Annotated in this window: 19 protein-coding genes; 5 read left to right on the forward strand and 14 right to left on the reverse strand. The window is 61.2% G+C overall.

Annotated elements, in window-relative coordinates; translation table 11 throughout:
* Positions 1–27 precede the first annotated feature (27 nt).
* From AC07VG_RS23505 to AC07VG_RS23525, 5 genes are all read right to left on the reverse strand, one after another.
* Positions 28–564, reverse strand: coding sequence for a C40 family peptidase (locus AC07VG_RS23505; RefSeq protein ID WP_495004045.1), 537 nt, complete (start codon positions 562–564; stop codon positions 28–30).
* Positions 565–796: 232 nt separating this feature from the next.
* Complete coding sequence (locus AC07VG_RS23510) at positions 797–1,432, reverse strand: C40 family peptidase (RefSeq protein WP_248796832.1); 636 nt, start codon at positions 1,430–1,432, stop codon at positions 797–799.
* Positions 1,433–1,643: 211 nt separating this feature from the next.
* Entirely contained in the window at positions 1,644–2,348 is a 705-nt protein-coding gene (gene hda / locus AC07VG_RS23515; protein WP_100940947.1) for a DnaA regulatory inactivator Hda, read from the reverse strand.
* A 124-nt stretch (positions 2,349–2,472) separates the two neighbouring features.
* On the reverse strand, positions 2,473–3,546 hold the full coding sequence (locus AC07VG_RS23520; protein ID WP_495004044.1) for an AI-2E family transporter: 1,074 nt from the start codon (positions 3,544–3,546) through the stop codon (positions 2,473–2,475).
* A gap of 49 nt (positions 3,547–3,595) precedes the next feature.
* The gene (locus tag AC07VG_RS23525; protein ID WP_495004043.1) at positions 3,596–4,660 is read right to left on the reverse strand and encodes a DUF2066 domain-containing protein; all 1,065 of its coding nucleotides are present in this window, start codon (positions 4,658–4,660) and stop codon (positions 3,596–3,598) included.
* 377 nt (positions 4,661–5,037) lie between these two features.
* Between AC07VG_RS23525 and purM the strand changes: the two genes are divergently transcribed.
* From purM to AC07VG_RS23545, 4 genes are all read left to right on the forward strand, one after another.
* Positions 5,038–6,096 (forward strand): phosphoribosylformylglycinamidine cyclo-ligase, encoded by a 1,059-nt coding sequence (purM, locus tag AC07VG_RS23530; RefSeq protein ID WP_495004042.1) that lies wholly within the window; start codon positions 5,038–5,040, stop codon positions 6,094–6,096.
* An 11-nt stretch (positions 6,097–6,107) separates the two neighbouring features.
* Entirely contained in the window at positions 6,108–6,758 is a 651-nt protein-coding gene (gene purN, locus AC07VG_RS23535; RefSeq protein ID WP_495004085.1) for a phosphoribosylglycinamide formyltransferase, read from the forward strand.
* Positions 6,759–6,766: 8 nt separating this feature from the next.
* A complete protein-coding gene (locus AC07VG_RS23540; protein ID WP_495004041.1) occupies positions 6,767–7,480 on the forward strand; it encodes a DUF3108 domain-containing protein in 714 nt (237 codons plus the stop codon).
* A 362-nt stretch (positions 7,481–7,842) separates the two neighbouring features.
* Positions 7,843–8,031, forward strand: a complete 189-nt coding sequence (locus AC07VG_RS23545; RefSeq protein WP_103499730.1) for a hypothetical protein — start codon at positions 7,843–7,845, stop codon at positions 8,029–8,031.
* 92 nt (positions 8,032–8,123) lie between these two features.
* On the opposite strand, the gene AC07VG_RS23550 is transcribed toward AC07VG_RS23545, so the two are convergent.
* The 8 genes from AC07VG_RS23550 to cysM form a co-directional block, all read right to left on the reverse strand.
* A complete protein-coding gene (locus AC07VG_RS23550) occupies positions 8,124–8,402 on the reverse strand; it encodes a helix-turn-helix domain-containing protein (RefSeq protein WP_495021963.1) in 279 nt (92 codons plus the stop codon).
* 29 nt (positions 8,403–8,431) lie between these two features.
* Positions 8,432–8,740, reverse strand: coding sequence for a type II toxin-antitoxin system RelE/ParE family toxin (locus tag AC07VG_RS23555; RefSeq protein ID WP_495021964.1), 309 nt, complete (start codon positions 8,738–8,740; stop codon positions 8,432–8,434).
* 51 nt (positions 8,741–8,791) lie between these two features.
* Entirely contained in the window at positions 8,792–9,226 is a 435-nt protein-coding gene (locus AC07VG_RS23560) for a hypothetical protein (protein WP_495021965.1), read from the reverse strand.
* A gap of 403 nt (positions 9,227–9,629) precedes the next feature.
* Positions 9,630–10,175, reverse strand: a complete 546-nt coding sequence (locus AC07VG_RS23565; protein WP_495021966.1) for a DUF2058 domain-containing protein — start codon at positions 10,173–10,175, stop codon at positions 9,630–9,632.
* Positions 10,176–10,200: 25 nt separating this feature from the next.
* Positions 10,201–11,034, reverse strand: coding sequence for a nucleoside triphosphate pyrophosphohydrolase (gene mazG, locus AC07VG_RS23570; protein ID WP_495021967.1), 834 nt, complete (start codon positions 11,032–11,034; stop codon positions 10,201–10,203).
* Between the two features lie 242 nt (positions 11,035–11,276).
* Positions 11,277–13,520, reverse strand: a complete 2,244-nt coding sequence (gene relA, locus AC07VG_RS23575) for a GTP diphosphokinase (RefSeq protein ID WP_495004785.1) — start codon at positions 13,518–13,520, stop codon at positions 11,277–11,279.
* A 119-nt stretch (positions 13,521–13,639) separates the two neighbouring features.
* On the reverse strand, positions 13,640–14,992 hold the full coding sequence (rlmD, locus tag AC07VG_RS23580; RefSeq protein ID WP_495021968.1) for a 23S rRNA (uracil(1939)-C(5))-methyltransferase RlmD: 1,353 nt from the start codon (positions 14,990–14,992) through the stop codon (positions 13,640–13,642).
* Positions 14,992–15,894: a cysteine synthase CysM gene (gene cysM / locus AC07VG_RS23585; protein ID WP_495004787.1), complete on the reverse strand. Its 903-nt coding sequence runs from the start codon at positions 15,892–15,894 to the stop codon at positions 14,992–14,994. The genes rlmD and cysM overlap by 1 nt, the downstream gene beginning before the upstream one ends.
* A 384-nt stretch (positions 15,895–16,278) precedes the next feature.
* Here cysM and AC07VG_RS23590 point away from each other — a divergent pair, with 384 nt between their 5' ends.
* Positions 16,279–21,933 (forward strand): immunoglobulin-like domain-containing protein, encoded by a 5,655-nt coding sequence (locus tag AC07VG_RS23590; protein ID WP_495021969.1) that lies wholly within the window; start codon positions 16,279–16,281, stop codon positions 21,931–21,933.
* A gap of 201 nt (positions 21,934–22,134) precedes the next feature.
* Here the strand turns inward: AC07VG_RS23590 and AC07VG_RS23595 are convergent, their stop codons facing one another.
* The gene (locus AC07VG_RS23595) at positions 22,135–22,788 is read right to left on the reverse strand and encodes an HAD family hydrolase (RefSeq protein ID WP_495021970.1); all 654 of its coding nucleotides are present in this window, start codon (positions 22,786–22,788) and stop codon (positions 22,135–22,137) included.
* Positions 22,789–22,805: the final 17 nt, after the last annotated feature.

A 22,805-nucleotide genomic window follows, 5' to 3' on the forward strand; every position in this document is an offset into this window, starting at 1 on the left:
ACAACCTCGCGGTAACGCAGTGGCTAACTAAGGGTTGCTCGCCAGACGCCCGGCAGGCAATACACGTTTGGCATTCAGGTAGGCGTGCTGCCAATAGGCCTTGGACAGACTGTCCAGTTTCACCGTGCCGCCGGTGGCCGGCGCATGGACGAAACGGCCTTCGCCGACATAGATCCCGGCATGGCTGACCTGGGAGCCACCGTTGGTGGCGAAGAAGATCAGGTCGCCGGTCTGCAAGGCGTTCTGCGGCACGTTCGGCGCGCGCATCACGATCATCTCACGGGTCGAGCGCGGCAGGTTAATGCCTGCCATATCACGATACACATAGCTGATCAGGCCACTGCAATCAAAACCCGAGTCCGGCGTATTGCCGCCCCAACGATAGGGCGTGCCGACCAGCCCCAGGGCGCGGAACAGCACGTCTTCAGCTTCTGGCGAGGAGGGTTGCGGGGAGGCGAAGACCACGGGCCGAGCCACAGGCGCTGGCGGCGGCGGCGCATGGCCAGCACAGGCACCGAGCAAGGCGGTGAAGGCAATCAAGGCAATACGGGCCGTGGTCGACATGTGCAGAAATCCTGACTGAATGCGGCTTTCTCTGCCGTGGTGTAGAGAAATCAAAACCGCGCAAGCAGGGCTCGCGCGGTCAGATACTCAACAATATCTCAGGATTCTAGCGGCTATGCGCTAAACTTCAAGTATCACTTTAACTTCGGACGTTTTTTGTACAGATTCGCCTGACACTGAAGCTTGGCATTTAGCCATCAGCAGGGCCGAAGACTACAAAACGTTCGCGCGATTACTTGTTGCTGGCGGTGACCACGGTCGGAGCCATCGCCAGGGCGCGCTTGGCTTCAATGAAGGTCTTGCTCCAGTAGCTGTCGCCCAGGCTGTCGATCCGCACACCACCGCTGCGGCGGCTGCTGGAGTGGATGAACTGGTCATCACCCAGGTAGATCCCGGCGTGGCTGACACGACCGCGACGACCGTTGGTGGCGAAGAACAGCAGGTCACCCGGCTTGAGCTTGTTGCGCGCAACCAGCGGCGCCTTCACGTTGATCATCTCACGGGTGGAGCGCGGCAGGTCCAGCCCGGCTTCCTCACGGAACAGATAACCAATGAAGCCGCTGCAGTCAAAGCCGGAACTCTCGTTGGTGCCGCCAAAACGGTAACGGGTACCGATCAGGGACATGCCACGTTCGAGAATGCTGTCGGCCAGGACCGGCAACTGGTAAGGCTTACCGTCGGCGAACTCGGCGAGTTCCTTTTCCGTGGCCAGTTCATCGTCCAATACGGCCGAGGATTTGACGCCAGAAACCGATGCGGTTTTGACCGAATTATCGACCTGTTGTTGCGAAACCGGCGTATGCGCCGCGCAACCAAACAACAGGGTAACGAGTGCGAGAGGCACGAGGGGTGCGAAGCGATTTAGCATGGGCACGACCGTGGCTGAATGTGTAAGGAGGCGTGACTATGCCCTCTATCACCCTCATTTGCAAATTTTATGGGACAAGATGTGACTCGGTCGCTTCTTGAAAACATCTAACGACTTAATACCCAAACGGTTCCCGCGCGCCTGAAAAAAGCTTCTGGCGTGGGTTTTGTGACGTCTGGATTTTGGCGAAAAAGCGCTGAAAGCCCCGGTTTTACCAGCCCAGGGTCTCTTTGAGAAAGGGGATGGTGAGCTTGCGCTGGGCCTGCAACGAGGCCTGATCGAGCCGTTCGAGCAATTCGAACAGGGCACTCATGCTGCGAGTACCACGGGTCAGGATGAAATGCCCTACTTCGTCGGTCAAATGCAGGCCACGTCTTGAAGCACGCAGTTGCAAAGCCCGCAGCTTGTCTTCATCCGAGAGGGGACGCATCTGGAAAATCAGTGCCAGGGTCAGGCGCGATTTCAGGTCGGCCAGCTTGACCGGCAGTTCACGCGGCGAGGTCGAGGCGGCAATCAGCAGGCGCCGACCGCTGTCACGCAGACGGTTGAACAGGTGAAACAGCGCCTCTTCCCAATCCGCGCGCCCGGCGACCACTTGCAGGTCATCCAGGCACACCAACTCGTACTGCTCGAGGTTGTCGAGCAACTCGACCCCTCGGTCCATCAACTCCGCCAGCGGCAGGTACACCGCCGGCTCCCCCATCTGCTCGAAGCGCAGGCAAGCCGCCTGCAACAGGTGGGTACGCCCCACGCCGTCCTTGCCCCAGAGGTAGATCAGGCTTTCGGTCCACCCAGCGTCGGCTTCGCATAGCCGCTCGACATAGCCGAGTGCAGCGGCATTGGCGCCTGGGTAGTAGTTGATGAAGGTGGCGTCATCACGCAGACGCACACCTAGGGGCAGCTGAATCGGTTTCATGCTGACTGAACGGTTACCGGGAACCGTTAGTGGCCTCTGTGTAAAGTGTGCAAAGTTTATACCCGTGACGCCGGGTGCACAATGCAACAGACCACAAGCAAAATCAAAGGTTTGCGTGCGCTCTTCAGAGGTCGGGGTCTTCCTGGCCGCCGTACATGTCCGAACGTTTGTACAGATCGTGCATATGCCGCACCAGCACCATGATCACCGCGGCCACCGGCAGGGCCAGCAATACGCCGGTGAAACCGAACAGTTCACCCCCGGCGAGGATCGCGAAGATCACCGCCACCGGGTGCAGGCCTATACGGTCACCGACCAACAGCGGCGTCAGCACCATCCCTTCCAGGGCCTGGCCAATCATGAACACCGCGAGGATGCCGATCATCGGGTACAGGTCACCGCCAAACTGGAACAGGCCGGCGATCATCGCCGCGCCGATGCCAATCACAAAGCCCATATAAGGCACGATGGCCGCCAGTCCGGCCAGCAGGCCGATCAACAGCCCCAGCTCCAGGCCAACCAACATCAGGCCACCGGCGTAGATCCCCCCCAACGCCAGCATCACCAGCAACTGGCCGCGCATGAAGGCCCCCAGTACGTCATGGCACTCACCGGCCAGGGAAACGATACGCGCCTCGCGGCCACGGGGTAGCAGGCTGCGGATCTTCGCCATCATCAGGTCCCAGTCCCGCAGCAGGTAGAAACTCACCACGGGGACCAGCAACAGGTTCGCTGCAAAGCCGATCAGCGCCAGACCCGAGGCCGTCGCCTGGGACAGCACCACACCGACAATGTCGCTGGTCTGGCCCATGTGCTCGCTGATGGCCGCCTTGACCTTGTCGAACTTCCAGAAACCGTCGGCCAGGCCGAACTTGTGCTGGGCCCAGGGCATGGCGGTGTGCTGCAGCCAGTCAAGCATCTGCGGCGCCAACTCATACAGGCGGAAGAACTGCTTGGCCAACATCGGCACCAACACCAGCAGCAAGGTCATCAACACCAGGATAAACAGCGCGAACACCGAGACCACACCCCAGGTCCGGGACATCCCGAGTGTTTCCAGGCGATCGACCACCGGGTCGAACATATAGGCCAGCAGCAGACTCACCAGGAACGGCGAGAGTATCGGGTGCAACAGGTACACGAACAGACACAGCAGGATCGCCGCGCCCAACCAAAACCATCGACGTGTGTCGGTCATGGACGACCTCTGCCTTATATATAGAAAGAAATTCGATAGAAGCGAAAAGCTACCAACGGAAACGCAACTGCGCCGTCGCTGGCGTCGGTGCAACAGGTGTCGCGGCCGGAGCCCCAGGGGCTGCTGGCGGAGCGCTGGCCGTCACTGCCGGCAAAGCCTCACCCGCCGGAATTTCCTGCAACTTCGCCAATCCCAACTGCGCACGCAACTGCTCGGCACTGCCGCTGACCTGATAGACGATCCTCTCGCCATCCACACTTTGCGGCCGGCCGCCGAAGGGTTCGAGCAAATGTTCCAGGGCCGCGTAACGCTCCAGGGTCATGCCCCGCACTTCCAGCAGTTGTTCGCTGGTCACCCCGGGCTTGGCCGCAAAGCGCGGCGCCAGGCGCTCGCTCACCGCCAACAGCACGGCATCCGCCAACGCGGCGCTGTCGGCGCCCTGGGCCGTGCCCTGTTCTTTCTGGTCGCCCAGCCACAAGCGCCATTTCGCCTGCCACTGGCCACCGTCCTGATGGGCGTGCACCGCCAGCAGCGCATCGGCGCCGTAGCGTTCGGACGCCGCGTGCAACGGCGAAGCATCGCTGCCTTCAAGGTTCTTCGCCGTGGCCACGATCTGTTCATCCAGGTCGGCCAAGGGCAGACGCAGTGGCAGACCACGGTGTTGCGCCGCGCGGCGCAGCGGTTCGGCGGCCGATTGACCGTCACCGACCAGGTTGGAACCCTCGGTCGAATCATTCAGCCACCAACCGAGAATCGCCGGTCGGTTGCTGCCCCACAGCGCCAGTCCGGCACCGCGCAGGGCGCGATCGGTGCTCACCGGGTCGAAATCCACCTGCAGGCTTTCCGGCGGCCCGGCGTCATAGCCGTACTGGCTGATGATTTGCTGCGGGTCCTTGCGCACTTCGGCCAGGCCCGGGCTCTGCAACGCCTTGGGATCGCCGGTCAGGCGCAACACCAGGGTTTCCAGAGCGCGCTGGGTGGCCTGGGTGCGCTCATCCGGCGTCTGGCTGCTGACCGGTTCGCGCACCTGGTACAAGCCATTCAGGGTTTGCGCGTGGATCGCCAGGCTCAACAGGGAAAGACAGCCGGCACTCAATAATGTGATCAGACGCATGAAAAATTCCCGACGGGCAGAAAGCGGCAGGTAAAGACCGCATGAATACAAGGCGACAGGTTTAGGACCACGGCGCAGTGCCATTATTCACACAATCGCTGAAAAGTTTTTCCCCGTCATAAAGATCGCGGGGCAAGAGCTATACCTTATACAGCCGCGTCAATTGCGGCCAGCATGAGCGCACAGGGATTTTTTTAACACGATATGACCCTGCCGTCGGCCCGAGGATGGCCGCTGCTGCCCAAGCCTGATAAAATCGCGCGCCTTCGCAGACCGGCGAGCGTCAGGCCCAGGGAAACTCGAACCTGTTCGTTTTCCCCATGAAGCCCAACCGCTGCCGGTCGATACCCCCTGAATCCCCCCTAAAGGCCTGGATCATGAGCAAGCAACCCTCCCTGAGCTACAAGGACGCCGGTGTAGACATCGACGCCGGTGAAGCATTGGTCGAACGCATCAAGAGCGTGGCCAAGCGCACTGCGCGCCCGGAAGTCATGGGCGGCCTGGGCGGTTTCGGCGCCCTCTGCGAGATCCCGGCCGGTTACAAGCAGCCGGTCCTGGTCTCCGGCACCGACGGCGTCGGCACCAAGCTGCGCCTGGCGCTGAACCTGAACAAGCATGACAGCATCGGCATCGATCTGGTGGCCATGTGCGTGAACGACCTGGTGGTCTGCGGTGCCGAACCGCTGTTCTTCCTCGATTACTACGCCACCGGCAAGCTCAATGTCGACACCGCCGCCCAGGTGGTGACCGGTATCGGCGCCGGCTGCGAACTGGCTGGTTGCTCCCTGGTAGGCGGCGAAACCGCTGAAATGCCAGGCATGTACGAAGGCGAAGACTACGACCTGGCCGGTTTCTGCGTCGGTGTGGTGGAAAAGGCCGAGATCATCGACGGCTCGAAAGTCGCCGCTGGCGATGCCCTGCTCGCCCTGCCGTCTTCCGGCCCGCACTCCAACGGCTACTCGCTGATCCGCAAGATCATCGAAGTGTCCGGTGCCGACATCGAAAGCATCCAGCTCGACGGCAAGCCGCTGGCCGACCTGCTGATGGCCCCGACCCGCATCTACGTCAAGCCGTTGCTCAAGCTGATCAAGGACACCGGCGCGGTCAAGGCCATGGCCCACATCACCGGCGGCGGCCTGCTCGACAACATCCCGCGCGTCCTGCCAAAAGGCGCCCAGGCCGTGGTCGACGTGGCCAGCTGGCAGCGTCCGGCGGTTTTCGACTGGTTGCAGGAAAAAGGCAACGTCAATGAAACCGAGATGCACCGCGTGCTGAACTGCGGCGTCGGCATGGTCATCTGCGTGGCCCAGGAACACGTCGAAGCGGCACTCAACGTCCTGCGCGAAGCCGGCGAGCAGCCATGGGTCATCGGCCAGATCGCCACTGCCGCCGAAGGCGCTGCCCAGGTCGAACTGAAGAACCTCAAGGCGCACTGATGTCCGCGCCGATAACCTCGACCTGTAACGTCGTGGTGTTGCTGTCCGGTAGCGGCAGCAACTTGCAGGCGCTGATCGACAACGTGCGGACCGGCGAAAATCCGGCCCGCATCGCCGCGGTGATCTCCAACCGCGCCGACGCCTACGGCCTGCAACGCGCCCAGGACGCGGGGATCGAAACCCGCGCCCTGGACCACAAGGCCTTCGACGGCCGTGAAGCCTTCGATGCCGCGCTGATCGAACTGATCGACACCTTCAATCCGCAACTGGTGGTCCTGGCCGGTTTCATGCGTATTCTCAGCGCTGACTTCGTCCGTCACTACCAAGGGCGCCTGCTGAATATCCACCCCTCTCTCCTGCCCAAGTACAAAGGCCTGCACACCCATCAGCGCGCGCTGGAAGCGGGTGATCGGGAGCATGGCTGCAGCGTGCACTTCGTCACCGAGGAACTCGATGGCGGACCTCTGGTCGTACAGGCTGTGGTTACGGTAGAGTCTGACGATACCGCGCACAGTCTGGCGCAACGGGTCCACGCCCAGGAACACAGGATTTATCCGCTGGCGGTACGCTGGTTCGCCGAGGGGCGTTTGGTCCTGGGTGAACAGGGTGCATTGTTGGACGGTCAATTACTCGCGGCCAGCGGCCACATGATTCGAACCTAGGAGATTTTATGCGTCGTGCCCTGCTCTTCGCTCTTACCCTGCTCGCCTTGCCGGCAGTGCAAGCGGCGGATCTTCAACCTTTCTCCGCCAGCTACACCGCCGACTGGAAACAACTGCCCATGAGCGGTTCGGCCGAGCGCAGCCTGTCGAAAAACGACAACGGCACCTGGACCTTGAGTTTCAAGGCTTCCATGATGATCGCCAGCCTGACCGAGGAAAGTACTATTCGCCTCGACAAGGACACCCTGCTGCCACAGAGCTACACCTTCGAACGTGGCGGCCTGGGCAAGGCGAAGAAGATCAACCTGGACTTCGACTGGGCGTCGAAGATGGTCACCGGCACCGATCGCGGTGACCCGGTCAAGGTGCCCCTCAACAGCGGCATGCTCGACAAGTCCACCTATCAGTTGGCCCTGCAACGTGATGTTGCGGCCGGCAAGAAAAGCATGAGCTACCAGGTGGTCGAAGGCACCGACACCGACACCTACGACTTCCGGGTCCTGGGCGCGGAAAAAGTCAGCACCAAGGCCGGCTCGGTCGATGCGATCAAGGTCGAGCGCGTGCGCGACCCGACGCAGAACAAGCGCACCACCGTCATGTGGTTCGCCAAGGACTGGGACTACCTGCTGGTCCGCCTGCAACAGGTGGAAACCGACGGCAAGGAGTACAACATCATGCTCCAGGAAGGCACCGTGGCCGGCAAAGAGGTCAAGGGCAGCTGATTCAAGCCGCCAGAAAGAGCCCCGCGAACGCGGGGCTTTTTTATGCCGCGATAAAACCTGCATCACGCTTCTGTAGGAGCTGGCTTGCCAGCGATAGCGACCTGACAGTCACCACCGTCCTCTTACCGTAACCACGCTCGCCAGTGTCTGGGACGCTGTTTTGCAGCGCAGCCAAGATGAAACTTTTGTCATAAAACTCCCGCCCAAAAGACGCAAACCCAAGCAATCCGGGCCCTTGGCTATTATTGCATTCCTGGCAAGAGTAAATTCCGTCTGTTACCGATTTACGTAGGAGCCTAATGAATCATATAACAGAGGCCTGCGACGCGTTGCCGCAGTTCAACAGAGACTGGAGCTTGCAGATGACCGTAAAAGTAACCGAACGCGATGATGCACACATGTCCCATGAAGGCGTTGCCCACGGCATTCGAATCTGGGATGTACACCAGCAGGACCTCCTGGTAGGCATGTTCCACAACGAGACCGACGCTCATAATTATAAGAACGAGCTGGAAACCCTCGAGAAGAACCGCGAGATGCAGGCGTCCTGAACGCCTGGCAGTGACAGACTTGTAGAACGACAAACCCCGCACCTGGCGGGGTTTGTCGTTTCAGGCCGGAGCAGGTGTGGAGGTGTGCCGGCTTAGGCGGCTTGAGCGATATGCAGCTCAACATGCAATCCGGCGGCGGCCAGCATGTTGATCAGCGTGTCGATGCTGAACAGTGTGATCTTGCCGCGAAGCAGATCAGAAATACGCGGCTGAGTGACGCCGAACAGCTTGGCGGCAGCCGCTTGCGACAAGCCATCGGCCTCAATACGTCCCTTCAAAGCGATCATCAAAGCGGAACGCACCTTCATGTTTTCGGCTTCGGCAGGGGTGTCCTCAATGGCATCCCAGACACTTTCGAAACGTTGACTCATGGGACTGACTCCTTTATCAAATCCTTCAGTCATTGGGTGGCCAGCACGACATCAGCGCGGCTGGTCTTCTGGGTTTTCTTCTGGAAGCAGTGCAGCACAAAAATGGCGTCTTCAAACTTCGCGACATAGATCACTCGGAAAGCTCCAGAAGCTTCACGGATGCGTATTTCACGAACGCCGACGCCAATACTTGCCATTGGCTTCCAATCGTCCGGCTCACGACCTTGCTGAATCTGATCCAGTTGGTGACCGGCCTCTCGCCGAGCATCTTCTGGAAACGTGCGCAGATCGCTAAGGGCGCTGCCGCAAAACTCTAGGGGCTTATGGTTTCGCGTCATGATTTAAACCATACAAAATTTTGTATAAACTAAGCAAGTGCCTTCTGTCTATCAAACGATAGCCTGGGTGGGCGATAGCTGATTGAATGGGGACGCGCCCTCAAGCAGCGCATCTACCACCGCACGTGCCACTTCCACCGAATGCAGCATGCCCCAGAACAACGCCCGCTCGACGGGATTAGAATGCAAGCTGATTTCGTCGCCGTTGAGTTCCGCCGTTTCGAGCAGATTGGAAACGTAGGTCAGGGCGTCCTGGGCATTGATGCCCGGTTGAATGGAAAACAGCGTGGGTTTGTACGGAGCTTCAGGGATGACGGGTTTGGAGCAGGTGAATGCGAGGGTGTCGAGCAAACGGGACATGTTTGCCGGGGTCGGCTCGGGTTCGCTGGAGGGGATATCAGAGAGTCTGCGCAAGTACGTCGCCCTGTCAGCGGTGCTGAGGGCTTTGCAAACGACAGGCGGGTCGGGGGTGATCTTCTTAACCATAGCGGCATTCCTATTCGAGTTCAGGAGTTCGCCACTTTCCGCGTTCAAACAAAAGGTGGCGGACCGTACGCAGGTTGAACGACCGGGAATAGGAACCGGCAGGCCGAAGCCTCCTGCGCACAGCCCGCCATAACGCGAGCACAAAAATACCGCTTTCGCGGGGCTGTGCGCCTATTCATTTCCGGGCGTTCAAACCCGTGTCGCTGAATTTGCAGCGACACCTGAACAGTAGCCCCGACGTTTGGCGCACGCAATATTCTCCCATGCCTGAAACGTGTGGGAAATATGAGTTTTTTCCAGCAGGCTATATCGCGTATTGATTCGGCGCTACGGCCCGCCCCATGCCTGGCCCCCATAAAACACAAACCCCGCCTTTTCAGCGGGGTTTGTTGTTTTCAGCCGGTTACCACATCAGATCATCAGGGATCTGGTAGGCCGCGTACGGATCATCCTCATCCGGCACCTGGGCTTCGCTCAGGACGTTGAGCTGGACGATACGCTCAGGGGCCCGCTCCTGGATCTTCAGCGCCGCTTCACGCGGGATCACCTCGTAGCCGCCAGCGTGATGGACGATCGCCAGGGAGCCGTTGCTCAGCTTGTTGCGCATCAGCGTGTTGACCGACAGGCGCTTGACCTTCTTGTCGTCGACGAAGTTGTAGTAGTCCTCGGTGGTCAGCTTGGGCAGGCGCGAGGTTTCGATCAATTGCTTGACCTGGGCCGCGCGGGCCTTGGCCTCGACCTTTTCCTGCTGCTGGCGGTTCAGTTCCTGGTCGCGCTTGACCTTCTCGGCCTGCGCTTCCTGGGCCAGGCGCGCCTGGGTGTCGTCAGCCTCGATCTGGCCCTTGTGGACCAGGCGCTGCTGCTTCTGTTTCTCTTTGCCGACCTGTTTGGCCTGCTTCTGGTTGACCAGTCCTGCTTTGAGCAACTGGTCGCGAAGGGAAAGACTCATGGTGCTTACTCACTTGGGCAACGGCTCAGCCGCAGCTGGGCCTATTCTTTTCCTGACGTTTGGCTTCGCCCCACAAGGCGTCCAACTCTTCGAGGGTGCAATCTTCCATGGGACGGTGGGTGTCGCGCAATGCCTGTTCGATAAAACGGAAACGTCTGTCGAATTTGCCATTGGCGCCACGCAAGGCATTTTCCGGGTCGACCTTGAGGTGCCGGGCCAGATTGACCACGGCAAACAGCAGGTCGCCGAGTTCATCGGTGATCGCCGCCGGGTCGTTGTCGGCCATGGCTTCGCGCACTTCGTCGAGTTCTTCGCGGATCTTGTCCAGCACCGGCAGCGCGTCCGGCCAGTCGAAACCGACCGTGGCCGCGCGCTTCTGCAACTTCGCGGCCCGGGACAGGGCCGGCAAGGCGGCCGGTACATCGTCGAGCAGGGACAATTGCTCAGGGGCGCGGTGGTTCTCCGCACGCTCCTGGGCCTTGATCTCGTCCCAGCGCAACTTGACCTGTTCCTCGCTCAAGCGTGGCAGGTCCAGCGGCGCATAGAGATCGCCGGTAGGAAAGACATGCGGGTGGCGACGAATCAGCTTACGGGTGATGCTGTCGACCACACCGTCGAATTCGAAACGCCCTTCTTCCCGCGCCAGTTGGCTGTAATAGACCACCTGGAACAGCAAGTCGCCCAGTTCACCCTGCAAGTGCTCGAAGTCGCTGCGCTCGATGGCGTCGGCGACTTCGTAGGCTTCCTCCAGCGTGTAGGGAACAATCGTCGCGTAGGTCTGCTTGATGTCCCAGGGGCAGCCGTATTGCGGGTCGCGCAGGCGGGCCATGAGGTGGAGCAGGTCTTGAAGGCTGTACATCGATGTTCTCAATACTCTTGAATTGAGCGTCGCGAGCGAAGACATGGCTAGGCCCAATGCCATTCAGTTAAGCGAACATTGCCCCCTGTAGGAGCGAGCTTGCTCGCGATGGTAGTCAGGACGCCGCGGGGTATCAGGTGCCCAGCGTTATCGTTGACGTCCATCGCGAGCAAGCTCGCTCCTACAGTCGACCGTATGCGGCCTTAACTGAACAGCATTATGGCCAGGCCGAGCGCAGCCGCTCAAGGGATGCGGTTACGCCGGGTTTCAATGATGTTCGGCAACTGGGAAATCCGCCCCAGCAACCGCCCCAGTGCGTCCAACCCCGGGATCTCGATGGTCAGGGACATCAACGCGGTGTTGTCCTCCTTGTTCGAGCGGGTATTGACCGCCAGCACGTTGATCCGTTCGTTGAGCAGCACCTGGGACACGTCACGTAGCAAGCCGGAACGGTCGTAGGCACGGATGATGATATCCACCGGATAGGTCAGCACCGGCACCGGGCCCCAGCTGACCTGGATGATCCGCTCTGGCTCGCGCCCACCGAGTTGCAGCACCGCGGCGCAGTCCTGGCGATGAATGCTCACGCCACGACCCTGGGTGATGTAACCGACGATGGCATCCCCCGGTAGCGGCTGGCAGCAGCCGGCCATCTGGGTCATCAAATTGCCGACCCCCTGGATCTGGATATCGCCACGCTTGCCCGGTTTGTAGCCGGTGGCCTTGCGCGGAATCAGTTCCAGCTGTTCGTTGCCGCGCTCCGGCTCCACCAGCTGCTGCGCGGCGTTGACCAGTTGCGCCAGGCGCAGATCACCCGCGCCGAGGGCGGCGTACATGTCCTCGGCGGTTTTCATGTTGGCCTTGTCAGCCAGCTTGTCGAAATCCACCTGCGGCAGGCCCAGGCGCGCCAGCTCACGTTCGAGCAAGGTCTTGCCGGCCGCGACGTTCTGGTCGCGGGCCTGCAACTTGAACCAGTGCACGATCTTCGCCCGCGCCCGCGACGTGGTGATGTAGCCCAGGTTCGGGTTCAGCCAGTCACGGCTCGGCGTGCCGTGCTTGCTGGTGATGATCTCCACCTGCTCGCCGGTTTGCAGGCTGTAGTTGAGCGGCACAATGCGCCCGTTGATCTTCGCGCCCCGGCAGTTGTGGCCGATCTCGGTGTGGACCCGATAGGCGAAGTCCAGCGGGGTCGCGCCCTTGGGCAGGTCGATGGCATGACCATCAGGGGTGAAGATATAGACCCGGTCCGGCTCGATATCGACCCGCAACTGCTCGGCCAGGCCACCGATATCCCCCAGCTCTTCATGCCACTCGAGCACCTGACGCAGCCAGGAAATTTTCTCTTCGTAATGATTGGAGCCGGATTTGACGTCGGTACCTTTGTACTTCCAGTGCGCGCACACCCCCAGCTCAGCCTCTTCGTGCATGGCATGGGTGCGGATCTGCACTTCCAGGACCTTGCCTTCGGGACCGATCACCGCCGTGTGCAACGAGCGGTAGCCGTTCTCTTTCGGGTTGGCGATGTAGTCGTCGAACTCTTTCGGAATATGCCGCCACAGGGTGTGGACGATGCCGAGCGCGGTGTAGCAGTCGCGCATTTCCGGGACCAACACGCGGACCGCGCGCACGTCATAGATCTGGCTGAACTCCAGACCCTTGCGCTGCATTTTGCGCCAGATCGAATAGATGTGCTTGGCCCGGCCGCTGATATCGGCCTTGACCCCGGTGGCCAGCAATTCATTTTCCAGCTGGTTCATCACCTCGCTGATAAAACGTTCACGGTCCAGCCGCCGCTCGTGCAGCAACTTGGCGATCTGCTTGTACTGGTCGGGTTCCAGGTAACGGAACGACAGGTCTTCCAGTTCCCACTTGATATGTCCGATACCCAGACGGTGAGCCAGCGGCGCGTAGATATCGAAGACCTCGCGGGCGACGCGGTTGCGCTTCTCGTCGTCGGCAGTCTTCACCGCACGGATCGCGCAGGTGCGTTCGGCCAGCTTGATCAGCGCCACGCGGACGTCGTCGACCATGGCCACGAGCATCTTGCGCAGGTTTTCCACCTGCGTCTGACTGCCCAGGACCTGGGACTGGCGCGGGCTGAGGCTGGCGCTGATGGCGGCCATGCGCAGCACGCCGTCGATCAGCTTGGCGACCACTGGACCGAACTTCTGGCTGACCGCGGTCAAGGGGATCTGCCCCTCGCGCACGCAGCGATACAGCACCGCCGCTACCAGCGAATCCTGGTCCAGCTTGAGGTCGGCGAGAATCTCGGCGATCTCAAGGCCAGTGCTGAAACTGGAACCCCCTTCGGGCCAGAGGTTCTGCGCCGCGTTGGTCTGTTGTTCGGCAAGCCGTGCGTATTCGCAGGCTTGTTTCAAGGCCTCACGGTCCAGCGCCAGATCGACGCTCACCGTATGATCAAGCCATGCCTCGAGATTGATACTGCCGTCGGTGTTGATCGGCTGGTGTGCTCTCACCTGTACCATCTTGCTTACCTTCCCTACGACGCAGATTCAATGCGTCAAAATCGCTGACCTGTTATAGCCCCCGCAGCCTGGCTGGGCTGACAGAATACGGCGGCGGTCAGTCGGACCAGACGAGCATCCTAGCTCGCTTCAAATAACGCCATGGCCTCGACATGCGCAGTCTGCGGAAACATATCGAGGATCCCGGCACGTTTTAACCGGTAGCCCTGCTTGATCAATTCAACTGTGTCGCGCGCCAGCGTCGCCGGATTGCAGGACACATACACCAACCGTTTGGCACCCAGGGCGGCGAGCTTGCCCACCACCTCGAACGCACCGTCACGGGGTGGGTCCAAGAGTACCGCAGAAAAGCCGTCTTTGGCCCAACCGGCATCACTCAAAGGCTGGGATAAATCGGCCTGAAAAAAATACGCATTATGCAGATTATTGCTCAAGGCATTGGCGGCGGCCCGTTCGACCATGCTCGCCACGCCTTCCACCGCCACCACTTCACGCACCTGACGGGCCAGCGGCAAGGCAAAGTTGCCAAGCCCGCAGAACAGGTCCAGGACACGCTCATCGGCAGCCGGCTTCAGCCAGTCCAGCGCCTGGGCGATCATGGCCTCGTTGACCCCGGCATTGACCTGGACGAAGTCCCCCGGCCGATAGGCAAGCGCCAGATCCCAGGTCTCCAGGCGATAGCCCAGGGGCAACGACGGGTCCACCGGCTGCGGGCCGTCTTCGCCATGCAGCCAGAGTTGCGCCTCATGCGCAGTGCAGAAATCCTGCAGTACTTGCAGGTCCTGCGCCGACAGCGGTGCCATATGCCGCAACAACAACGCCAGCGCCGAACCACTGAACAATTCCACATGGCCCAGGGCCTGGGGTTTGCTCAAGCGCCGCAGCATGGCCGGCAATTCGCGCATCAGCGGTTGCAAGGCCTGTACCAGCACCGGGCAATCGGCGATGGCAACGATATCCTGGCTGGAGGCGGCACGAAAACCGACCTCGAGGGCCTTGCTCTTGGCGTCCCAGCGCACGGCCACGCGGGCCCGTCGCCGATAGCCGAATTCCGGGCCGGTCAAAGGTGCCGCCCACTCCAGCGGTTCGACGCCGGCGACACGCGACAGTTGCTCGGCGAGCATGCTCTGTTTCAGGGCGAGTTGGTCGTCGTGGGGCATATGCTGCACGCTGCAACCGCCGCAGCGTCCGGCATGGGCGCAGGGCGCGGGACGGCGCTGTTCGCTGGCGAGGAACACCCGTTCGGTGCGCGCCTCGACCACCTTGCCGTGGGCCGCCAACACCCGCGCTTCAACCTCTTCACCCGCTAGGGCGCCGGCGACGAACCAGGTGCGCCCTTCAACAAAGGCAATGCCACGCCCGTCGTTGGACAGCCGCTCGATGGTCAGGCGCTGCTTCTTGCCGGTTGGTACTTGTGGCGCCCGGCTACCGCCAGTGGGCTGGAAGCGCAGGCCGCGTTCATGCTTGGCCATCAGTTGGGCGCGTCGTAGATGCCGGTCGACAGGTAACGGTCGCCTCGGTCACAGATGATCGCGACCATCACCGCGTTCTCGACTTCACGGGACAGGCGCAGCATGGCTGCCACCGCACCGCCGGAAGAGACGCCGCAGAAAATACCTTCCTCGCGGGCCAACCGACGCATGACGTCCTCGGCTTCTTCCTGCGCCATGTCGACAATGCGGTCGACCCGTTCGGCCTGGAAAATCTTCGGCAGGTATTCGTGGGGCCAGCGACGGATGCCCGGAATCGAGGCGCCTTCCATCGGTTGCAGACCGACGATCTGCACGTCTGGGTTCTGCTCTTTCAGGTAACGCGACACGCCCATGATGGTCCCGGTGGTGCCCATGGAGCTGACGAAATGAGTGATGGTGCCCTGGGTCTGACGCCAGATTTCCGGACCGGTGCTGGTGTAGTGCGCTTCGGGATTGTCGCCATTGGCGAACTGGTCGAGCACCTTGCCACGGCCTTCGGCCTGCATGTGTTCGGCCAGGTCACGGGCGCCTTCCATACCTTCCTCGCGGGTCACCAGGATCAACTCGGCGCCATAGGCGGTCATCGCCGCCTTGCGTTCGGCGGTGGAGTTGTCCGGCATGATCAGGATCATCTTGTAACCCTTGATCGCGGCGGCCATGGCCAGGGCGATCCCGGTGTTGCCCGAGGTGGCTTCGATCAGGGTATCGCCGGCCTGGATCTGCCCACGCAATTCGGCGCGGGTGATCATCGACAGTGCCGGGCGATCCTTGACGGAGCCCGCGGGGTTGTTCCCTTCGAGCTTGAGCAACAGGGTATTGCTGGTGGCGCCGGGCAGACGCTGCAAGCGGACCAGGGGCGTGTTGCCGACGCAATCGGCGATGGTGGGGTACTGCAAGGTCATGGCGTATTCGCAATCCAGACTGCGGGGGCTGACATCATACCGGCAAACGCTGGCGCTCCATATCACTCAAAATGCAGTGCCTATAACTGAACGATATAACCCGAGCAAACCCAACGCCCCGCTGCCTGTCGTCGTGCCCCCCACATTTTTTTGAACCCCCTGAAGGATTTTTTGCGCTCATGGTCCATGACTCCTCTTGAGAAAATAGAAAAACAAGACTGTTTTCCAAGACTAAACATCCGGAGCGTTTTGCCTATCTGTCAGAAATGACAGTTCCGACCAACGGCTACCTCTTCCCCCTTCGAACTGTCATTTCTGACAGTAGCCAGCCTGGTGTTTACGGCGCCCAATAAACCCCATCGTCAACCCGATAGGAGTCCCGCCATGACCCGCTCGGTCGTCGCCCTGCCGCTCGAGGAAATCGACATCCCCGACAAGAAAAGTCCCCTGCCGCCCATGCCCCCAGACACCTGGGGCATCAGTCGCGCCGCGGCCGTCGACCTCTGGCCCCATGCCGGCTTGCGGGTACAGATCCCCGCCTGGGACATCATGCACATCGGCGACAGCGTCGTGGTCAGGCTCGATACCAACACTGTCGCGCAGGGCAGCATTATCCAGGCTGACGAGGTCGGCAAGCCCGTGACGCTGTTCATTCCCAGCGCACGCCTGGGGGACGGGGGCTATTTCATCGTGGACTATGTGGTCACGCGGGCCAGCGACGATCCTGATTTTTCGCCCCGCACCAAGATCTACGCCAAGCTCGACCTCCCCGGCGGCAAGGATGAGAACGGCAGCATTCCCGGTCACTCCGAACTGCATATGGAGATCCCCGAAGAGATTCTGTTGGACGGCGTCGATGCCGATACGCCCTTCGTGCCGATCACCATCAAATCCCCCGTTGCCGGGGAGCCGCCCTATCCCAACATTGCCGAAGGCGACCGCATTTCCCTGAGCTGGGGGGGCGTGTATGTCGAACATGAGGTGACCTACGACGAAGCCTTCAACTTCGAGGCCTTTCCGATCGAGGTCATCGTCGACAAGGCGACGATCGATGAGGCCGATGATTCCGACGGCCTACCGGTGGCCTTCGAAATCTACGACGTGGTCGACAACCGCTCCGAGGACTGGAGTGCCGAAATCCGTATCGTGGTCGACACCGGCAGCTCGCGGCTCGACGCGCCGATTATCAAGGAGGCCATCAACAATATCCTGGATATGGACGCCTTGCCCACGCCGAACACGGTAACCGCTCAAGTCATCGTGAGGAACGGTACTCCCGGCAATCCCGACTTCGCCGTGGGCGACCAGATTGAAATGCGGGTCAAGGGCACCACGCTGGATGGCGAATCGATAGCGCTTGAGTACCCGCCTAAAACCATCGAGAGTGTTCCCAGCGTTCCCGAGATTCCACTGCCCAGCGCCGATATCCGTCCGCTGGTCAGGACCCAGGCGGTGTTCTCCTACCGTTTGATCAAGGCTGACAGTTCCGCCGACCTGCTTTCCAAAGGCCAGTTCGTTCGTGTGATCGGCGAGGCCGGCCTTCTGGCCGCGCCCATTGCCGTGGACGCCATTGCGGACACCCTCGATCCGGCGTTGCCTCGGACCGTGATCGAAATTCCCTGGGACGAGAGCATGAAGGCCGGCCAGGTCATAGAGCTGAAGTGGTTCGGCACCCGGGCGATCGGCGGCGGGGTTTACCTGCCCGATCTTGATCGTCACCCGATCACCCAGGGGGAAGGGGATGCCAAGGAGTCTATTTTCATGCCCGTCGACGGTGCTCATTTACGCGCCATCGAGGGCGGCACGCTGGAGCTCTTCTACCTGCTGTTGCGTGACACCGATGCCCGTGACGTGGTCAGCCGTGAATCCCTGCATGCCGAGCTGTTGAACGTTGGCGAGCCGGTAGCGGAACTGCCGCCACCGGTGGTCGAGCATGAGCAAGGCGGTGTGCTCGATCCTGCGGACGCGCCCACCGGTACTCGCTTGATTGTCCTGAAGTACACCGATCAGATTTCCGGGGATGAAGTGCACTATATCTGGAGAGGTTCGAAGACCGGATCGAAAACCGACTCTGTCACCCTCAATTCGATTACCGACAAGATGGACGTGCCGTTCGACATCCCCTTCGCCCTGATCAAGGACAACGAAGGCGGCACCGTGCGGGCTTCTTATTGGGTCAAGCGCAAGGCCGGGGGCTACAGTGCGTCCGAGGTCTTGCCGATGACCATTGGCGCGGCGATGAATCTGTCGGCGCCCAGCGTCAAGCAGGCCACCGGCACCGCGCCCAGCCAGCAGCTGAATCCGGTGGCGGCCAAGGATGCCCTGACCGTGGTGATACCCGAGTACGGCGTCCAACCCGGTGATCAGGTCCGTGTGACCTGGACCGGTACGGCGGGAGGGGGCTCGCACACCACCCCGGCGCAAGCGCTCCCTACCAGCCGCGAGATCCCTATTCCGGTCGAGGTGCTCGCCTACAACCTGGGCAAGCCGGTGACGGTCACCTACAGCGTGATTCGCAACGGCGAAGCCTCCGATCCCTCAGCCGCGCTCAACCTGGCGGTGCAGACCTTCGCTCCCGGCGATCTGCTGGACGCCAGGCCGAAGATCCTGCAAGCCGAAAACGGCGGTGAAGGCAGCGAGCTGGACCTCAATACCATCAGCGCCAATGCCACCTGCCGAGCGGGTGTCTGGCCGCTGATTGCGCCGGGCCAGGACGTGTGGCTGCGTCTCAAGGGCACGAAAGCCGACGGGACCTCCCCCTATGACCTGAATATCTGGACGCCACCACCACAGGGTCCGGTCGCCAGCACGACCTGGATAAACCAAGGCTACTACGACACTCCCGTCGCCTACAGTTATCTGAAAGAACTGAAGGACGGCAGCACCCTGACCATGGAGTTCAAGGCCGACTTCAGCCAGACCACCAATGAAGCCAATGCGCAGACCTTTCCGTTGCGCACCTATACCATCCGCGCGGCCATGGACCTGTCTGCCCCCAGGGTCAAGCAGGCCACCGGCACCGCGCCCAGCCAGCAGCTGAATCCGGTGGCGGCCAAGGATGCGCTGACCGTGGTGATTCCGGAGTACGGCGTCCAACCCGGTGATCAGGTCAGCGTGACCTGGACCGGTACGGCGGGAGAGGGCTCGCACACCTCCCCGGCGCAAGCGCTGCCCACCAGCCGCGAGATCGATATCCCAGTCGAGGTGCTCGCCTACAACCTGGGCAAGCCGGTGACGGTCACCTACAGCGTGATTCGCAACGGCGAAGCCTCTGATCCCTCTGCCGCGCTCAACCTGGCGGTGCAGACCTTCGCTCCCGGCGATCTACAGGACGCCAGGCCGAAGATCCTGCAAGCCGAAAACGGCGGTGAAGGCAGCGAGCTGGACCTGAACACCATCAGCGCCAATGCCACCTGCCGAGCGGGTGTCTGGCCGCTGATTGCGCCGAGACAGGACGTGTGGTTGCGTCTCAAGGGCACGAAAGCCGACGGGACCTCCCCCTATGACCTGAATATCTGGACGCCACCACCACAGGGTCCGGTCGCCAGCACGACCTGGATAAACCAAGGCTACTATGACGTCCCCGCTGCCTACAGTTATCTGAAAGAGCTGAAGGACGGCAGCACCCTGACCATGGAGTTCAAGGCCGATTTCAACAAGACCACCAATGAAGCCAATGCGCAGACCTTTCCGTTGCGCACCTATACCATCCGCGCGGCCATGGACCTGTCTGCCCCCAGGGTCAAGCAGGCCACCGGCACCGCGCCCAGCCAGCAGCTGAATCCGGTGGCGGCCAAGGATGCGCTGACCGTGGTGATTCCGGAGTACGGCGTCCAACCCGGTGATCAGGTCCGTGTGACCTGGACCGGTACGGCGGGAGAGGGCTCGCACACCTCCCCGGCGCAAGCGCTGCCCACCAGCCGCGAGATCGATATCCCAGTCGAGGTGCTCGCCTACAACCTGGGCAAGCCGGTGACGGTCACCTACAGCGTGATTCGCAACGGCGAAGCCTCTGATCCCTCTGCCGCGCTCAACCTGGCGGTGCAGACCTTCGCTCCCGGCGATCTACAGGACGCCAGGCCGAAGATCCTGCAAGCCGAAAACGGCGGTGAAGGCTCCGAGCTGGACCTCAATACCATTAGCGCCAATGCCACCTGCCGAGCGGGTGTCTGGCCGCTGATTGCGCCGAGACAGGACGTGTGGTTGCGTCTCAAGGGCACGAAAGCCGACGGGACTACTCCCTATGACCTGAATATCTGGACGCCACCACCACAGGGTCCGGTCGCCAGCACGACCTGGATAAACCAAGGCTACTACGACACTCCCGTCGCCTACAGCTATCTGAAAGAACTGAAGGACGGCAGCACCCTGACCATGGAGTTCAAGGCCGACCTCAGCCAGACCACCAATGAAGCCAATGCGCAGACCTTTCCGTTGCGCACCTATACCATCCGCGCGGCCATGGACCTGTCTGCCCCCAGGGTCAAGCAGGCCACCGGCACCGCGCCCAGCCAGCAGCTGAATCCGGTGGCGGCCAAGGATGCCCTGACCGTGGTGATTCCCGAGTACGGCGTCCAACCCGGTGATCAGGTCAGCGTGACCTGGACCGGTACGGCGGGAGAGGGCTCGCACACCACCCCGGCGCAAGCACTCCCCTCCAGCCGCGAGATCCCTATTCCGGTCGGGGTGCTCGCCTACAACCTGGGCAAGCCGGTGACGGTCACCTACACCGTGATCCGCAACGGCGAAACCTCGGATCCCTCAACCGCGCTCAACCTGGCGGTGCAGACCTTCGCTCCCGGCGATCTGCTGGACGCCAGGCCGAAGATCCTGCAAGCCGAAAACGGCGGTGAAGGCAGCGAGCTGGACCTGAACACCATCAGCGCCAATGCCACCTGCCGAGCGGGTGTCTGGCCGCTGATTGCGCCGGGCCAGGACGTGTGGCTGCGTCTCAAGGGCACGAAAGCCGACGGGACCTCCCCCTATGACCTGAATATCTGGACGCCACCACCACAGGGTCCGGTCGCCAGCACGACCTGGATAAACCAAGGCTACTACGACACTCCCGTCGCCTACAGTTATCTGAAAGAACTGAAGGACGGCAGCACCCTGACCATGGAGTTCAAGGCCGACCTCAGCCAGACCACCAATGAAGCCAATGCGCAGACCTTTCCGTTGCGCACCTATACCGTCAAGACGCTGGAAGTGATCGCACCGACGCTCACCGACATCACCGACTCCCTGGGTTCTGTTGTCGGAGGGACAACCCTGGAAACCAGCGTGACCGTCACTGGCACCGGCAGCAGAGGCCAGGAGATTCAGTTGATAGATGGTGCTGATACTATTGGCGGTGCTGTCAGCATTCCGGCTGACAGCACAACCTGGAACACTATTCTCACGAACCTGGCCGCCAAGGCTTACAGTCTCAAGGCCAAAGCCCTCTACGGCGACGGCCAGGAGTCGGAGGCCAAAGCCTTTAGCGTGGTGGCACCGTTGACGATCAATCCGGAACAGATGGTCCTCGACACCTGGATCTTCCTGAGCAGTACCGGCGCCGTTCCGCCCAGTCCGCCACCCGGTGCATATGAAGTTCGTCAGCCCAGCGGTGGCGTTCCGCCTTACCGATACAGTTCCAGTGACCCTAACGTGGCTTATGTGGATGACACTGGGAAAGTCACTTCCTTTGGCAACGGCTACGCCACCATTACCGTCGTGGATCAGGTCGGCCAGCCGGTGTCCTATACGGTTGCGGTCTCCAACGTGTTCGTGGCCTTCGGCACAGGCGTGAACGGCACATACACCCAGTGCAGCAATGCGGCAAGCAACCAGGGAGGACGCCTGCCATCACTCGCTGAATGGCAGCGACTGAGAAGCGACTACAACGGCACGCCAGGAGTCGGCCCCAACTGGACCTGGTCGACGACCGCGTTTGGCATCGGTTATGTGTACGGCATCCTGACGGAAAACGGCCAGACAAAAGCACTCGAGTCGGTTTTGGGCAGGGATCGGGCCGATGGGTTTGGTATCAAGGCGAAGTAGGTCAAGTGAAAGCACCGTTACAACAGCGGTGCTTTTTTACACCGGTGTCCAGCTCGCTGATCCGACCAGCGGCCCCCTTTTACCCCTCCGAACTGTCAGAAATGACAGGTTGCAGGGGAAATGAGGAGCACTTGTCGGAAGGGGCGGGGGAGCTTCTATTTCATCGCCGTCGCCTGTCCGGGCGACGGGATCAGCTCTGATTCAGCTCCAGGTATGAACCGGCCAACCGGCCTTTTCCGCCTGCGCCCGCAGCACCGGATCCGGGTTGACCACATGCGGATGATCAACCTTGAGCAGCAACGGCAAATCGTTGCGTGAGTCCGAGTAGAAACTCGCGCCTTCGAGGTTCTCGCCTTCGGCATCCAGCCACTCCATCAACCGCACGATCTTGCCTTCACGGTAGGTGAGGGTACCGACGGTATGGCCGGTGTAGACACCGTGCAGCACGTCAAGGTCGATGCCCAGCACTTCGTCGATCCCGACGCGCTCGGCAATCGCCCTGACCAGGTGAGTGCCCGATGCCGAGATCACCAGGATCCGGTCACCCGCCGCGCGGTGGGCGGCAATCGCCTTGCAGGCATCGCTGTAGATCAGCGGCTCGATCACGTCCTCGACCCAGGGCGCCACCAGGTGGGCGATTTCTTCCGGGGTGCGCCCGGCTATCGGCTCCAGGCTGAACAGCATGTAGTCTTCCATGGCCAGTTCGCCACGGCCGTAGGCGTCCATCAGCTCGTTGTTGCGCTGCATGAACGTCTCCGGGTCGACCCAACCCAGGCGAACCATCTGCTCGCTCCAGAGGGTGGCGCAGTCGCCGTGGATCAGGGTGTCGTCCAGATCAAAAATTGCCAGGGCCATCAGTACCGCTCTCTCTT

The organism is Pseudomonas sp. GW821-FHT03C07, assembly GCF_059420925.1.